11 protein-coding genes are annotated in these 13,821 nt (G+C 71.8%); 4 read left to right on the top strand and 7 right to left on the bottom strand.

Translation table 11 applies throughout. The features are described 5' to 3' along the window. Positions 1–71: 71 nt before the first annotated feature. On the bottom strand, positions 72–2,696 hold the full coding sequence (locus CG740_RS06720; RefSeq protein WP_100574018.1) for a bifunctional FO biosynthesis protein CofGH: 2,625 nt from the start codon (positions 2,694–2,696) through the stop codon (positions 72–74). A 202-nt stretch (positions 2,697–2,898) separates the two neighbouring features. Between CG740_RS06720 and CG740_RS40795 the strand changes: the two genes are divergently transcribed. Then, the gene (locus CG740_RS40795; protein WP_100574017.1) at positions 2,899–3,168 is read left to right on the top strand and encodes a CocE/NonD family hydrolase C-terminal non-catalytic domain-containing protein; all 270 of its coding nucleotides are present in this window, start codon (positions 2,899–2,901) and stop codon (positions 3,166–3,168) included. Between the two features lie 65 nt (positions 3,169–3,233). Here CG740_RS40795 and CG740_RS06710 read toward each other — a convergent pair whose 3' ends face one another. Further along, positions 3,234–4,064, bottom strand: a complete 831-nt coding sequence (locus CG740_RS06710) for a TIGR03619 family F420-dependent LLM class oxidoreductase (protein WP_100574275.1) — start codon at positions 4,062–4,064, stop codon at positions 3,234–3,236. 221 nt (positions 4,065–4,285) lie between these two features. Between CG740_RS06710 and CG740_RS06705 the strand changes: the two genes are divergently transcribed. The 3 genes from CG740_RS06705 to CG740_RS06695 all read left to right on the top strand — a co-directional run bounded on the left by CG740_RS06705 (position 4,286) and on the right by CG740_RS06695 (position 6,930). Continuing rightward, positions 4,286–5,809: a CehA/McbA family metallohydrolase gene (locus tag CG740_RS06705; RefSeq protein WP_100574016.1), complete on the top strand. Its 1,524-nt coding sequence runs from the start codon at positions 4,286–4,288 to the stop codon at positions 5,807–5,809. A 128-nt stretch (positions 5,810–5,937) separates the two neighbouring features. Beyond that, positions 5,938–6,525: a Uma2 family endonuclease gene (locus CG740_RS06700; RefSeq protein WP_100574015.1), complete on the top strand. Its 588-nt coding sequence runs from the start codon at positions 5,938–5,940 to the stop codon at positions 6,523–6,525. A gap of 81 nt (positions 6,526–6,606) precedes the next feature. Next, a complete protein-coding gene (locus CG740_RS06695) occupies positions 6,607–6,930 on the top strand; it encodes a putative quinol monooxygenase (protein WP_100574014.1) in 324 nt (107 codons plus the stop codon). 50 nt (positions 6,931–6,980) lie between these two features. On the opposite strand, the gene CG740_RS06690 is transcribed toward CG740_RS06695, so the two are convergent. The 5 genes from CG740_RS06690 to CG740_RS06670 form a co-directional block, all read right to left on the bottom strand. Further along, on the bottom strand, positions 6,981–8,441 hold the full coding sequence (locus CG740_RS06690; protein ID WP_100574013.1) for an aldehyde dehydrogenase family protein: 1,461 nt from the start codon (positions 8,439–8,441) through the stop codon (positions 6,981–6,983). Continuing rightward, positions 8,438–10,177: an N-acyl-D-amino-acid deacylase family protein gene (locus CG740_RS06685; protein ID WP_100574012.1), complete on the bottom strand. Its 1,740-nt coding sequence runs from the start codon at positions 10,175–10,177 to the stop codon at positions 8,438–8,440. Before CG740_RS06685 ends, CG740_RS06690 begins: the two co-directional genes overlap by 4 nt. A 460-nt stretch (positions 10,178–10,637) precedes the next feature. Continuing rightward, positions 10,638–11,759, bottom strand: coding sequence for an LLM class flavin-dependent oxidoreductase (locus CG740_RS06680; RefSeq protein WP_100574011.1), 1,122 nt, complete (start codon positions 11,757–11,759; stop codon positions 10,638–10,640). A gap of 137 nt (positions 11,760–11,896) precedes the next feature. Then, complete coding sequence (locus tag CG740_RS06675) at positions 11,897–12,682, bottom strand: SDR family NAD(P)-dependent oxidoreductase (RefSeq protein ID WP_100574010.1); 786 nt, start codon at positions 12,680–12,682, stop codon at positions 11,897–11,899. Positions 12,683–12,749: 67 nt separating this feature from the next. Further along, entirely contained in the window at positions 12,750–13,658 is a 909-nt protein-coding gene (locus CG740_RS06670) for an LLM class F420-dependent oxidoreductase (protein WP_100574274.1), read from the bottom strand. Between the last annotated feature and the right edge of the window lie 163 nt (positions 13,659–13,821).

Below are 13,821 nucleotides of genomic sequence, written 5' to 3'. Positions count from 1 at the left end.
CGACCCTATCGGGCGGCGCCGGACCGCACCTGTCCGAAACCGGCCTGGTGCGCGCCGCCCGACGGGGCAGCTCAGTCCCCCAGCACCGGCAGCAGCTCCGGCAGATGGCCGTCCGAGGCGTGTGCGGCCGTCATCCGCTCCGGCGGGACCTCGCCGTACAGCGTGGTGCGCGGGCGGGAGGGCCGGCCCGCGGCGTCCGCGATGGCGACCAGGTCCTGGATGGAGCGGTACGAGCCGTAACTGGAGCCCGCCATCCGGGAGATGGTCTCCTCCATCAGCGTGCCGCCCAGGTCGTTGGCGCCCGAGCGCAGCATCTCGGCCGCGCCCTCCTGGCCCAGCTTCACCCAGCTGGTCTGGATGTTGGGGATGTGGGGGTGCAGCAGCAGCCGCGCCATGGCGGTCACCGCCCGGTTGTCGCGGGCCGTGGGGCCCGGCCGTGCGATGCCGGCCAGATACACCGGGGCGTTGGTGTGGATGAACGGCAGCGTCACGAACTCGGTGAAGCCGCCGGTCTCCTCCTGGATGCGGGCCAGTGTGCGGAAGTGGCCCAGCCAGTGGCGGGGCTGGTCGACATGGCCGTACATCATCGTGGAGGAGGAGCGGATGCCCAGCTCGTGGGCGGTCTTCACGACCTCGATCCAGGTGGCGGTGGGCAGCTTGCCCTTGGTGAGGATCCAGCGGACCTCGTCGTCCAGGATCTCGGCCGCCGTGCCCGGAATCGAGTCCAGACCGGCCGCCTTCGCCTCGGTCAGCCACTCGCGGATCGACATCCCGGTGCGGGTCGCGCCGTTGACGACCTCCATCGGCGAGAAGGCGTGGACGTGCATGCCGGGCACCCGCTCCTTGACCGCCCTCGCGATGTCGAAGTAGGCGGTGCCGGGCAGGTCGGGGTGGATGCCGCCCTGCATGCAGACCTCGACCGCCCCGACGTCCCAGGCCTGTTCGGCCCGGTCGGCGACCTGCGAGAGCGAGAGCGTGTACGCGTCCGCGTCCGTGCGGCGCTGCGCGAAGGCGCAGAAGCGGCAGCCGGTGTAGCAGACGTTGGTGAAGTTGATGTTCCGCGTGACGATGTACGTCACCTCGTCGCCCACCACCGACCTGCGGACGTCGTCCGCGACCTGGCAGAGCGCGTCGAGGGCTTCGCCATCGGCGTGCAGCAGCGCGAGCGCCTCGGCGTCGCTCAGCTTCGTCGGGTCGTCGGCGGCCACCGACAGGGCCTGGCGCACGTCCGCGTCGATGCGGGACGGCACCATGCCCGGGGCCGCCGCCTCGCGCAGCGCCCCCCAGTCCCCGTAGACGGAGTCGAAGTCCTCGCGGCGGTCGCCGGTGCGGCCCTCGGTGTCGATGGTGCGGTGCAGATCGGTGCGGCCACTGGCGCTGAAGCCCTCGTCGGGCTCCTGCCAGGGCAGCCCGCGCACCTCGGCATCCTCGTTCGCCAGGCCGGTCTCCGGGTCGGCGAGCGCGCGCACGTGCGGCAGCAGCCGGGGGTCCAGCCACGGCTCGCCGCGCTGGACGAACTCCGGGTAGATGCACAGGCGTTCACGCAGCGAGAACCCGGCCGCGCCGGACTTCTCGGCCAGCTCGTCGATGCGCGGCCAGGGCCGCTCGGGGTTGACGTGGTCGATGGTGACCGGCGAGACCCCGCCCCAGTCGTCGATGCCCGCCCCGATCAGCCGGCCGTACTCGCCCGCGACCAGGTTCGGCGGCGCCTGGAGGCAGGCCGACGGGCCCATGATGTGGCGGGCCACGGCCACCGTGGCGACCAGGTCGTCGAGTTCGGCGTCGGGCATGCCGCGCATCGCCGTGTCCGGCTTGGCGCGGAAGTTCTGGATGATCAGTTCCTGGATGCCGTGGTACGAGCGCGCGATGCGGCGCAGCGCGAACAGCGAGTCCGCGCGCTCCTCGTACGTCTCGCCGATGCCGATGAGCAGCCCGCTGGTGAACGGCACCGACGAGCGGCCCGCGTCCTCCAACACCCGCAGCCGCACGGCCGGTTCCTTGTCCGGTGAGCCGTGGTGCGGGCCGCCCGGCTCGGACCACAGCCGGGTCGCGGTGGTCTCCAGCATCATGCCCATGGAGGGCGCGACGGGCTTGAGCCGCTGGAAGTCGGTCCACGAGAGCACCCCGGGGTTGAGGTGCGGCAGCAGGCCCGTCTCCTCCAGGATGCGGATCGCCATGGCGCGTACATAGGCGATCGTGTCGTCGTAGCCGTGCGCGTCCAGCCACTCGCGCGCCTCGGGCCAGCGGTCCTCGGGCTTGTCGCCGAGCGTGATCAGGGCTTCCTTGCAGCCGAGTTCGGCGCCCTTGCGCGCGATGTCGAGCACCTCGTCGGGGGACATGAACATGCCGTGGCCGGCCCGGCGCAGCTTGCCGGGCACGGTGACGAAGGTGCAGTAGTGGCACTTGTCCCGGCACAGCCGGGTGAGCGGGATGAAGACGCTCTTGGAGTACGTGATGACGCCCGGCCGGCCGGCCGCTTCGAGTCCCGCGTCCCGCACGCGCGCGGCGGAGGCGGCGAGGTCGTCGAGGTCGGCGCCGCGCGCCTGGAGCAGCACGGCCGCCTCGGCGACATCGAGCGCCACCCCGTCCCTGGCGCGTTTCAGCGCGCGCCGCATCGAGTTGGCGGTCGGTGCGGCGGAGGGCCGGTGGGCCGCGTCCGGTCCTTCTGCCTGCGGGGGCTGCGCGCTGGAAGTCATCCTCCGAGGATACGAGCGCGCCTTCGCGGCGGGGCCCCCGGCGTCCCGCCCGGCCCTCCGCCCCCACCCGGGGAGCGTTTCCGGCCGATCCCTGCGAAAAGCCCGCAATACGCTGCGCGTTCACCCGGATACCGGGTGTCGCGCTCCGGGCCCGGGCGGCGACACCCGTGCAAGTCGGCGAACTGGACGGGGACTCGACGTCGTGGCGTGCCTCTTCGACGTCAACGCGTTCGGGATCGCCCGCATCATCACGCACGCCCCGTACACCGTCCTCAGCGACGCCCCCGAGGAGCCGGCCGCCGTCGACATCGCGCTCCAGGTCACGGGGTACGACGTGAGGGCCGGGCACCGGCTGATGCTGGTCCTGGACTCGGTGGACCCGTTCTACGGCCCCGCCGCCGAGACCCCCGGCACGATCGCGGTCAGCTCGCCCGACGAGGACCCGTCGTACCTGGAGATCCCGCTGGGCTGAGCGCGGACCGGGGGCGGTCCCGCGTTTCGGGGCCGCCCCCGCCCCGCCCCGGACACCCGGGCCGCCTACAGGTACCGGGCGTACTCGTCGAGCACCTTGAGCACCGAGGTCTCGTCGGCGGACGGCAGCTGGAGCACGACCTCCTCGATGCCGAGGTCCGCGTAGTGCGCCAGCTTGCCGGCCTCCGGCAGAACCGCGTACGGGACGACCTGGAGGTCGCCCTCCGCGCGCCCGGCGTCCGCCCACACCTGCCGCAGCACGGGCAGCGACTCGCTCAGGCCGCGCCCGCCGATGGGCAGCCAGCCGTCCGCGTACTCGGCGATGCCCGCGAACAGCTTCGGCCCCGCGGCCCCGCCGACCAGGGTGCGCGGCGCGCCGCCGCGGTGCGGCTTGGGGTAGGCGTACGAGGCCCTGACCGACCCGAACTCACCTTCGTACGCGGTCGGTTCATCGGCCCACAGGGCGCGCATGAGGGCCATCCGGTCCCGGACGAGGTCGCGCCGGGTCGTCCACTCGACGCCGTGGTCGGCGGCCTCCTCCTTGTTCCAGCCGTAGCCGAGCCCGAGCGTGAAGCGCCCGCCGGACAGCTGGTCGAGCGTGGCGATCTGCTTGGCGAGGTCGATCGGGTCGTGCTGGGCGACCAGGGTGATCCCGGTGCCGAGGTGCAGGTCTTCGGTGACCGCGGAGGCCTGGCCGAGTGCCACGAACGGATCGAGGGTGCGCCCGTACTCCGCCGGCAGCTCGCCGCCCGCCGGGTAGGGGGTGGCCCGCTCCACCGGGATGTGGGTGTGCTCGGGCAGGTAGAGCCCGGCGAAGCCGCGCTGCTCCAGCTCACGGGCGAGGCGGACGGGGGTGACGGTCTGGTCGGTGAGGAAGATCGTGACGGCGATGCGCATCGGCATACCTTCCGGTCGGTCTGCGGTGGGGATCACTTCCTATCCCCAGCGCCGCGAGGCCGCAAGGGATGCCCGCCGGCCGCGTCCGCGTCGCCGCGTGAATCGGACACGGTCCCTCAACTCCCGGACTCCTCGCGTTCACACGCGGGTACGACAGTGGGCAGGCATCCGGCAGGGGGCGACCCCCCTCCCACCCTCTCGACCCGTTGGGAGCTCAGCTCATGACCGAGAACGGATCCGGATCCATCGGCAGACGCGGTCTCATCGTGACGGGCGCGGCCACCGCCCTTACCTTGGGAAGCGTGAGCTTCGCGAACGCCGCGCCGGGCGGCGGGGCCGGCGGCGGCCGCCCCGACGAGACCAAGGTGGTGCGCGGCACCCTGCCGACCGGCTCGCCCGACTTCGTCTACCTGCCGGTGGAAGTGCCGCGCGGAGTACGGGAGTTGGCGGTCTCGTACACGTACGAGAAGACGCCGGTACCGGCCGGCACCCAGGGCAACGCGCTCGACATCGGCATCTTCGACGAGCGGGGCACCGCCCTGGGCGGAGCCGGGTTCCGGGGCTGGTCGGGCGGGGCGCGCAGCTCGTTCTTCATCCGCGCCGACGACGCGACCCCGGGGTATCTGCGCGGCCCGGTGCGCGCCGGGACCTGGCACATCGCCCTCGGCCCCTACACGGTGGCCCCGCAGGGCCTGCCGTACACGGTGACGGTCACCCTGAAGTACGGCGAGCCCGGCACCACCCCCGCCCCGGTCTATCCGCCGGTCCGGGCCAAGGGCCGGGGCCGGGCCTGGTACCGGGGCGACTGCCATCTGCACTCGGTGCACTCGGACGGCGGGCGCACCCCGGCCGAGATCGCGGCGCTCGCGCGCGCGGCGGGCCTGGACTTCATCAACACCTCGGAGCACAACACGACGTCGGGCCACCGGGCCTGGCAGGGCCTGTGGGGCGACGACCTGCTGATCATGACGGGCGAGGAGATCACCACCCGCAACGGCCATGTGGTCGCCCTCGGCACCGAGCCCGGCCACTTCATCGACTGGCGCTACCGGGCCCGGGACAATCGCTTCGGCCGCTTCGCGCGCGAGGCCCGCGCGGCGGGCGGCCTGGTGGTCCCGGCCCACCCGCACGCCACCTGCGTCGGCTGCGGCTGGAAGTTCGGCTTCGGCGACGCGGACGCGGTGGAGGTGTGGAACGGCCCCTACACCCCCGACGACGAGGTCACCCTCCAGGAGTGGGACAACTCCCTTGTCGCAGCGGCTCGTTCGGGCCGACCGTGGCTCCCGGCGATGGGCAACAGCGACGCCCACCGCGACCCGGACCGCGTCGGCGGCCCGCAGACGGTGGTGCTGGCCGACGACCTCTCCCGCGCGGCGATCCAGGCGGGCCTGAAGGCGGGCCACTCGTACGTGGCGGAGTCGGCCGCGGTGTCGCTCTCGTTCTCGGTCTCCGGCGGCCACGGCCAGCACGCGGGCATCGGCGAACGTCTGCGGGCCGGCGCGGACGAGCCGGTCACGGCCCGCCTGGAGGTGACCGGCGCCCCCGGCTGCTCGGCATCCTTCGTCACGGACCAGGGCACCCTGTACACGACCCGGCTGCCCGCCTCCGGCACCGGCACGGCCGAGTGGGGGACCACCCCCTCGTACGCGACCTACATCCGCGCCGAGGTCCGCCACGCCCCCGTGACCCCGGGCCTGCCGGGCCCCCTGACGGCGTTCACCAACCCGGTGTTCCTGACGGGCTGATACGGCGGCCCCGACGCGACGGCCCTGAGGGCGGGGGCCGGCACATCCGTCTGTAACCCCGTCACCGTGCGTATCGTTGTACCGCGCGGCCGCCTGTAACCACGCACGCGGCGGGGAGGAGTGCCACGGTGACTGCTGTCGACGACAGGATCAAGATGGCCAACCAGAGCGACGAGCTCACACTCGACATGATGTTCGAGTTCGTTGAGCACATGGGCGTCCCCGAGGGATACAAGGTCGAGGTCGTCAAGGGGGCCATCCACGTGTCGCCGCAACGCGATGCCCACTGGGACATCACGTCCAACATCCTCAGTCAGCTCGGGGCCAGGTACCCACGGCAACGCCTCAAGTCCGACGTCCGCATCGACTTTCCCGGGCGGCTCAACGGTTTCGCCGCGGACGTGACGGCCCTGGCCGCAGGCGCGGAGAAGAACGAGAAGGGACTCTGGCGGTACCAGGACATCGAGTGTGTCGCCGAGGTGATCTCCGAGAGCACCGCGGCCAACGACTACGGCACGAAGAAGGAGACGTACGCCTCGGCCGGCGTCCCCGTTTACCTGATCGTGGACCCCTACACCGGCGAGTGGCACCTCCACACACTGCCCAGGGACGGCAAGTACCGCAGCGAACTCACCCTTGACTTCGGCACCCCCATCGACCTCGAAGGAACCGTCGTCGGCCTGATCCTCCAGAGCGACGACTTCGCCCGCGACTGACCAGTCGGTCCCGGGCCACCCAGCCGACGTCCGGTATGGCCGGTTTCGCGGGGACCGGGTAGGCCTGGCACAGTGAAGGACATGATCTTCATCGCTGTCCGTTTCACCGTCCGCCCCGAGCATGCCGACAACTGGCTCACCATCGTCGACGACTTCACCCGCGCCACCCGCGCCGAGCCGGGCAACCTGTTCTACGACTGGTCGCGGAGCGTGGACGACCCCCAGCAGTACACCCTGCTCGAAGCCTTCGCCGACGACGCCGCGGGGGCGGCGCACGTCGACTCCGAGCATTTCCGGGCCGGGATGGAGGCGATGGCCGGTGCCATCGCCGTCACCCCGGACATCATCAACGTCCAGGTGCCCGGCCAGACCTGGAACAAGATGGCCGAGCTCCAGCCCAAGTAGCGCCCGCGCAGCGCGAGGATCCCGGGGAGCCCGCGCAGCCCGGGGAGCGGTCAGCCGGGCCAGACGATCGACTGGATCTCGCTGTACGCGTGCAGCGCGTACGAGCCGACGTCCCGGCCGACCCCGCTCTTCTTGAAGCCGCCGAAGGGCGCCTCCATGTTGCGCCCGATCGTGTTCACGCCGACCCCGCCCGCGCGCAGCCGGCGCGCGACGCGGAAGGCGCGGGCCACGTCCCCGGACCACACATAGTCGAGCAGGCCGTAGTCGCTGTCGTTGGCCAGCGCGATGCCCTCCTCCTCGTCGTCGAAGGGGATCACCACGACGACGGGGCCGAAGATCTCCTCGCGGGCCACCCGCATGTCGTTGGTGCAGTCCGCGAGGAGGGTGGGGGCCACATAGAAACCCCGGTCCAGTGGTGGGCGCTCGCCGCCCGCGACCACCGTGGCCCCTTCCTTGCGGCCCAGTTCCACATAGGACTCCACCCGGTCGCGGTGTGCGGCCGAGATCACCGGGCCGACCACCGTGTCCCTGGCGGTCGGATCTCCGACCTTCAGATACCCGGCGTACCCCGCGAGCTTCTCGACCAGCCGGTCGTGCACGCCGCGCTGCACCAGGACCCGGGTCGGGGCGGTGCAGATCTGGCCGCTGTAGAAGGAGAAGGTGGTGCCGATGCCCTGGACCGCCGAGTCGAGGTCGGCGTCGTCGAAGACGAGGGCCGCGCCCTTGCCGCCCAACTCCATCAGCTGCCGTTTCATGTGGCGCCCGCACACCTCGGCGATGCGCTGCCCGACGGCCGTGGAGCCGGTGAAGGACACCATGTCGACGTCCGGCGAGTCGACCGCGGCCTCCCCCACGGCGGGCGCGGACCCGGTGACCACGTTCACCACCCCCCGCGGCACCCCCGCCTCCGCCAGCGCCTCGGCCATCCTGAACACCGACAGCGGATCCTGCGGGGCCGGCTTCACCACGACCGTGTTGCCCATGGCGAGCGCGGGCGCGACCTTGCCCGCCGGATTGGCCCACGGGTTGTTGTACGAGGTGACACAGGTGACCACACCCACCGGCTGCCGCACGGCGAGCGCCCCGAACACCCCGGCCCTGCCCATCGGCCCGGCCTCGTTGATCTGCGGCACGAGCGGCTGCTCCACCGGCTCCAGGGCGCCCCGCGCATACCGCCGGAACCGCGAAACGCCCACGGCCACCTGCATGCCGCGCGCGGTGGCGGTGGTGGCGCCGGTCTCGGCACGGGCGAGCTCGGCGTTGGCGGCGAAGTCGCGCTGCATGAGTTCGGCGGCGCGGTCCAGGATCGCGGCCCGCTCCTCGGGTCGCGTACGCGACCACGGCCCGAAGGCCTCCCGCGCGGCGGCCGCCGCCTGGTGGACCTGCTCCCGGCTCGCCTCGGGCGCCGGCCCGACGACGTCCCCGGTGGCCGGGTCGAGGACGGGATAGTGCCCCCCGGCCGGCGCGACCCACTCACCCCCGATGAACAACTTGCCTTCGTTGGTCGTCACTTGGTGCTCACCGTCCTGGTGTCGCGGCCCGAACGCAGCACCGTGCCCGGCACGGCCCCCGTCACCCGGTCGTCCCGGAGGGTCTCGACGCCGTTGACGCGGACCGAGACGACACCGATGGCCTTGGAGTCGAGCCGGGGGCTGTCGCCCGGCAGGTCGTGCACGAGGGTCGCGGGGCCCGCCTCGATGCGCTCGGGGTCGAACAGGACGAGGTCGGCGTGGAAACCCTCTTCGATGCGGCCCCGTTCCCGCAGCCCGAAGAGCCGGGCCGGGTCGTCGGTGAGCATCTGCACGGCCCGCTCCAGCGGGACGAGCCTGCGCCCGCGCAGACAGTCCCCGAGGAAGCGCGTGGTGTACGGGGCGCCGCACATCCGGTCCAGGTGCGCCCCCGCGTCGGACCCGCCGAGCAGCACGTCCTCGTGCTCCCAGGTCTCGCGCCGCAGCGCCCAGGTGGCGGGGTCGTTGTCGGTCGGCATGGGCCAAAGCACCGTCCGCAGGCGGTCGTTGGCACAGATCTCGACGAGGCAGCGGAAGGGGTCGATCCCGCGCTCGGCGGCGATGTCCTGGACCACGCGACCGGACAGCCCCTCGTTCTCGGGACTGTAGGTGTCACCGATGACGTACCGGCCGAAGTTCGCCAGGCGGCGGAAGATCCCGGCCTCCTTGCTGTCGGCGCGGCGCAGCATCTCGGCCCGCACGTCCGCGTCGAGCAGCCGGGCGATGCGCTCGGGGACGGGCAGGGCGAGGATCTCGCCCCAGCCGGGGATGAGGTTGAGGGCGCAGAAGGTGCCGAGCGACATGTTCATGGGCGTCAGGATCGGCATCGTGAGCGCGACGATGCGTCCACCGGCCTTGCGGGCGCGCTCACTGGGGACGAGCTGGCGCGGTACCCGCTCGGGTACGGCGGCGTCGATGGTGAGGACGTTCCAGTTGAGCGGGCGCCCCGCGGCGGCGCTCATCTCGACGAGCAGGTCGATCTCGTCGTCCGCGAACTGGTCGAGGCAGCCGGCGACGATGGCTTCGAGCTGGGTTCCCTCGTGTTCGCCCACTGCCCGGCTGAGGGCGAGGAGTTCGGCGGGCTCGGCGTGCCGTGAGGCGACGGGCTTCCCGTCGCCGTCGGAGTGCGTGGAGGACTGGGTGGTGGACAGCCCCCAGGCCCCGGCGGCCATGGCGTCGTGGAGGAGCGCGAGCATGGCGTCCAGCTGCTCGGGGGTGGGCTGCCCGCCGACCGCGTCCGGGCCCATGACGTGCCGGCGCAGCGCGCAGTGGCCGACCATGAACCCGGCGTTGACGGCGATCCGCCCGTCGAGCGACCGCAGGTACTCGTCGAAGGTGGACCACCCCCAACTGACGCCGTCCTCAAGGGCCTTGAGGGACATCCCCTCGACCTTGGACATCATGCGGCGGGTGTAGTCGGCGTCCTCGGGACGTCCGGGGTTGAGCGGGGCGAGGGTGAATCCGCAGTTGCCGCCGGCGACGGTCGTGACGCCGTGGTTCATGGACGGGGTGGCGTACGGGTCCCAGAAGAGCTGGGCGTCGTAGTGGGTGTGCGGGTCGACGAACCCGGGGGCGAGGACGAGACCGGTGGCGTCTTCGCTGCTCGTGGCCTCCTCGGTGACGGTGCCGGGCGCCGCGATGACCGCGATCCGGCCGCCGCGGATCCCGACGTCGGCCCGGCGGGCCGGGGCGCCGGTCCCGTCCACGAGGGTGGCGCCCTTGATCAGGTGGTCGAGCATGGGTTCCCTTTCTAGACGGTTCTGGCCTGCTCCGTGCGTGCGGGCATGGGTTTCGCCCCCGGCCGGGGGCCGCCGCGAATGGCCTCCGGCCGGGGGCGGTGACGAGGCGGCGGTCCGGGAAGACACCGCCCCGCGCCTTACACGGGCCCACCCCCCGGGCTCCGCCCCGGGCCCCCTCTTCGGCTGCGAACCGCACGCGGCTGATCGCGCAGTTCCCCGCGCCCCCAACCCCGCTCTCATCCGCCCACCGTGGGTGGCTGATCGCGCAGTTCCCCGCGCCCCTAAAGGCCTCGGTGCGGGCCCACATCGGGCACTTCAGCCCGTCCGGCGATTGAGGACGAGCGCCGTTCAGGCGCGACGGGGGTGCAGGGGGCGGAGCCCCCGCAGGGGTCTGGGGCGGAGCCCCCGCAGGGGTCTGGGGCGGAGCCCCCGCAGGGGTCTGGGGCGGAGCCCCAGGGGGCTATGCGGAGGCGCGGAAGCGGGACGTGCGGTGGACCGGATCCGTGTCGATCCGCGGAATCACATGCTCCCCGATCAACCGAATCGTCTGCATCGTGTCCTCGAACGGCACCCCGATCGGCAACCCGAACGACAGCTGATCGGCCCCCGCCTGCTCCCACCGCTTGCACTGCGCGGTGACCTCGTCAGGATCGCCGCAGATCATCAGCTCCTCCGCGATGAGCAGCTCGATGATCTCCGCGTTGTACTCCGGCAGCAGCTCCGGCCACTCCGGAATCCCCTCCGGCCGCGGGAACGTGTCGTGGTAGCGGAACACCAGCGACTGGAGCCGGTTGAGGCCGCCCTCGACGGCGATCCGCACCGCCTCGTCGTGCGTCGGCGCGCAGATCGCCGTGGAGGTCACCATCACGTTGTCGTTGACGAAGTCCCCGATCGGCTCGGCCTCCTGGATCGCCGTCTTGTACTGCTCCAGGACCCACTCCATGTCGGAGACCTTCTGCACGGAGAACCCGAGCACCCCGAGCCCCTTGCGCGCCGCCATGGCGTACGAGGGCGGGGACCCGGCCGCGTACCACATGGCCGGGTGCGACTTCCCGTACGGCTTGGGGAAGATCTTGCGGGGCGGGAGCGACCAGTGCTTGCCCTGGAACCCCGGGTACTCCTCCTGGAGCCACATCTTGGGGAACTCGGCGATGGTCTCTTCCCAGATCTCCTTGGTGTAGTTCATATCGGTGACGCCCGGTATGAACCCGAGGATCTCGTGGGAGCCGGCGCCCCGGCCGCTGCCGAACTCGAAGCGGCCCTCGGAGAGGTGGTCCAGCATGGCCACCTTCTCGGCGACCTTGACCGGGTGGTTGACCTGGGCCAGCGGGTTGAAGATGCCCGAGCCGAGGTGGATGCGTTCGGTGGCGTGGGCGAGGTAGCCGAGGAAGACCTCGTTGGCCGAGAGGTGCGAGTACTCCTCCAGGAAGTGGTGCTCGGAGGCCCAGGCGTACTTGAAGCCGGACTTGTCGGCCTGGATGACGTACTTCGTCTCCTCCATCAGCGCCTTGTGCTCCGCCATGGGGTCGACCGCGGACCGTGCTGCCGGCACGTATCCCTGCACAAAGAGTCCGAATTCCAAGGGACTTCTCCTTCATGGGAATCACTTGTTTCTGACGCATCGTCAGATTGTGACGAGCTCGACTGTTCCACCGGCCGCGAGGACCGTCAATACCTGACGCACAGTCAGATAGCGCCTCGGAACCGGCTCGTACCGCCTCAGAACAGGGAGACCCCGGCCAGCCAGCCCCCGTCGATCACGAACGGCTGCCCGGTGACGTACGAGGAGTCCGCACCGGACAGGAACAGGGCGAGCGCCGCCACCTCCTCGGGCCTGCCCACCCGCCCGAGCGGCACCAGCTTGCGGTACAGCTCGTCCAGGGCGGCCGAGGTCTCCGAGGCGTCCGCCGTCGGGTCCAGCTGGGCCGGGTTGGACATCGCCGTGTCGATGGCCCCCGGGCACACCGCGTTGACCCGGATCCCCAGATGCGCGAGCTCCATCGCGGCGACCCGGGTGAGTCCGAGGATGGCGTGCTTGGTGGCGGCGTACGTGCCCACCGCGCTCATGCCGGTCATCGCCGTGTAGGAGGCGGTGTTGACGATCGTGCCGCCGCCCGCCGCGCCGATCTCCGGCGCCACCGTCTTGATGCCGAGGAAGCAGCCGACCTGGTTGACCTGGACCACCTGCATGAACTCGTCGAGCGGGGTGTCGACGAGCGCGTTGAACCGCAGGATCCCGGCGTTGTTGACCAGACCGTCGATCTTCCCGAACGCGTCCTTCGCGGTGGCCACGGCGGCCGCCCACTCCTCCTCCCGGCTCACGTCGAGGTGGACGAAGAGCGCGTTCCGCTCCCCCAGCTCCTTGGCCAGCGCCTCGCCCTGCCCGTCGAGCACATCGGCGACGACGACCCTGGCCCCTTCGGCCACGAAGAGCCGCGCCTCCTGCTCGCCCTGGCCGCGCGCGGCACCGGTGATGAAGACGACCCGCCCATCGAGCTTGCCCATGCGGTCCTCCTGTTCCTCGGGGTGTACTGGACGTGCGTGACGTGCGTGACGTGCGGGACCGGCATGCTCAGTCGTTGAGGTGCGGGGCGATCTCGGCCCCGAACGCGCCCATCTGGTCGATGAGTTCGGTACGCGAACGGGACCGGAAGCGCACCTGGATCTGGTCCACGCCCATCGCGCGGTAGGCGCGCAGCGACTCGGCGAGGGCCTCCGGCTTGCCCGTGAGGGCGCGGCGCCCGGTGTCCCAGCCGGGTTCACCGACGTACAGCGCCTCGGTGATCGCGCCGACGGTGATCGGGTCGGCGACTCCGGCCTCCTCGCGCAGTCTCCTCAACTTGGCTATCTGGGAGGGCAGTTCCTCGCGCGGGTCGCCCTGCGGAAGCCAGCCGTCACCGCGCAGCGCGGCCCGGCGGACGGCGGCCGGGGACGAGCCGCCCACCCAGATCGGCACCTGCCGCTGGGCGGGCCGGGGCCGCTGCCCGAGCCCCTCGAAGGCGAAGCGCTCGCCCTGGAAGGAGGGGTACTCCTCGGGCCCGAGCGCGGCCCGCAGCGCGTCGATCGTCTCGTCGAGAACGGGTCCCCGTCGCTCGAAGTCCGCCCCGACGGCGTCGAACTCCTCCCGCACGTGCCCGGCCCCGACCCCCAGGATCAGCCGGCCCCCGCTGAGGTGGTCCAAGGTCGCGTACTGCTTCGCGGTGACGAGCGGATGGCGCAGCCCGACGACCGCGACATGGCTCATCAGCAGGACCCGGTCGGTGATGCCCGCGAGGAAGGAGAGCGTGGCGACCGGGTCGTACCAGATGGTGCTCATCGGCCCCGCGAGCCGTCGCGGGACGCCGACGTGGTCGCAGCTCGCGAGGTAGGCGAAGCCGGACCGGTCGGCGGCCCCGGCGATCTCGGCCAGGTCCTCGGGACCGGCCCCGGCCTCCCAGCCCTCCGCGTAGATGGTGCTCTGCGACTGGACCGGGAGCTGCATCCCGTACACCAGTCGCCCGTTCGGCAGTATCGGCACCGCGCGCCCGCCTCCAGCCTGATCTGACGATCCGTCACATGAGTTGGTGGGCTCATCGTCGTAGCTGACGGACCGTCAGGCAAGGGGTGTGCGGGCACTGGCGCACCGCGGGAGCCGGAGCCCGGAG

Origin of the sequence: Streptomyces sp. CB01201 (assembly GCF_002803085.1) — a bacterium.
GTDB classification, from domain to species: Bacteria; Actinomycetota; Actinomycetes; order Streptomycetales; family Streptomycetaceae; genus Streptomyces; species Streptomyces hundungensis.
Note: the sequence above shows the minus strand (reverse complement) of the source record. Positions and strands in the feature narration are given on the sequence as shown.

Excerpts from the sequence above, each read along its gene's own strand:
- CG740_RS06720 (WP_100574018.1), bottom strand. The coding sequence starts at position 2,696 with ATGACTTCCAGCGCGCAGCCCCCGCAGGCAGAAGGACCGGACGCGGCC.
- CG740_RS06710 (WP_100574275.1), bottom strand. The coding sequence starts at position 4,064 with ATGCGCATCGCCGTCACGATCTTCCTCACCGACCAGACCGTCACCCCC.
- CG740_RS06705 (WP_100574016.1), top strand. The coding sequence starts at position 4,286 with ATGACCGAGAACGGATCCGGATCCATCGGCAGACGCGGTCTCATCGTG.
- CG740_RS06695 (WP_100574014.1), top strand. The coding sequence starts at position 6,607 with ATGATCTTCATCGCTGTCCGTTTCACCGTCCGCCCCGAGCATGCCGAC.
- CG740_RS06685 (WP_100574012.1), bottom strand. The coding sequence starts at position 10,177 with ATGCTCGACCACCTGATCAAGGGCGCCACCCTCGTGGACGGGACCGGC.
- CG740_RS06675 (WP_100574010.1), bottom strand. The coding sequence starts at position 12,682 with ATGGGCAAGCTCGATGGGCGGGTCGTCTTCATCACCGGTGCCGCGCGC.
- CG740_RS06670 (WP_100574274.1), bottom strand. The coding sequence starts at position 13,658 with ATGCAGCTCCCGGTCCAGTCGCAGAGCACCATCTACGCGGAGGGCTGG.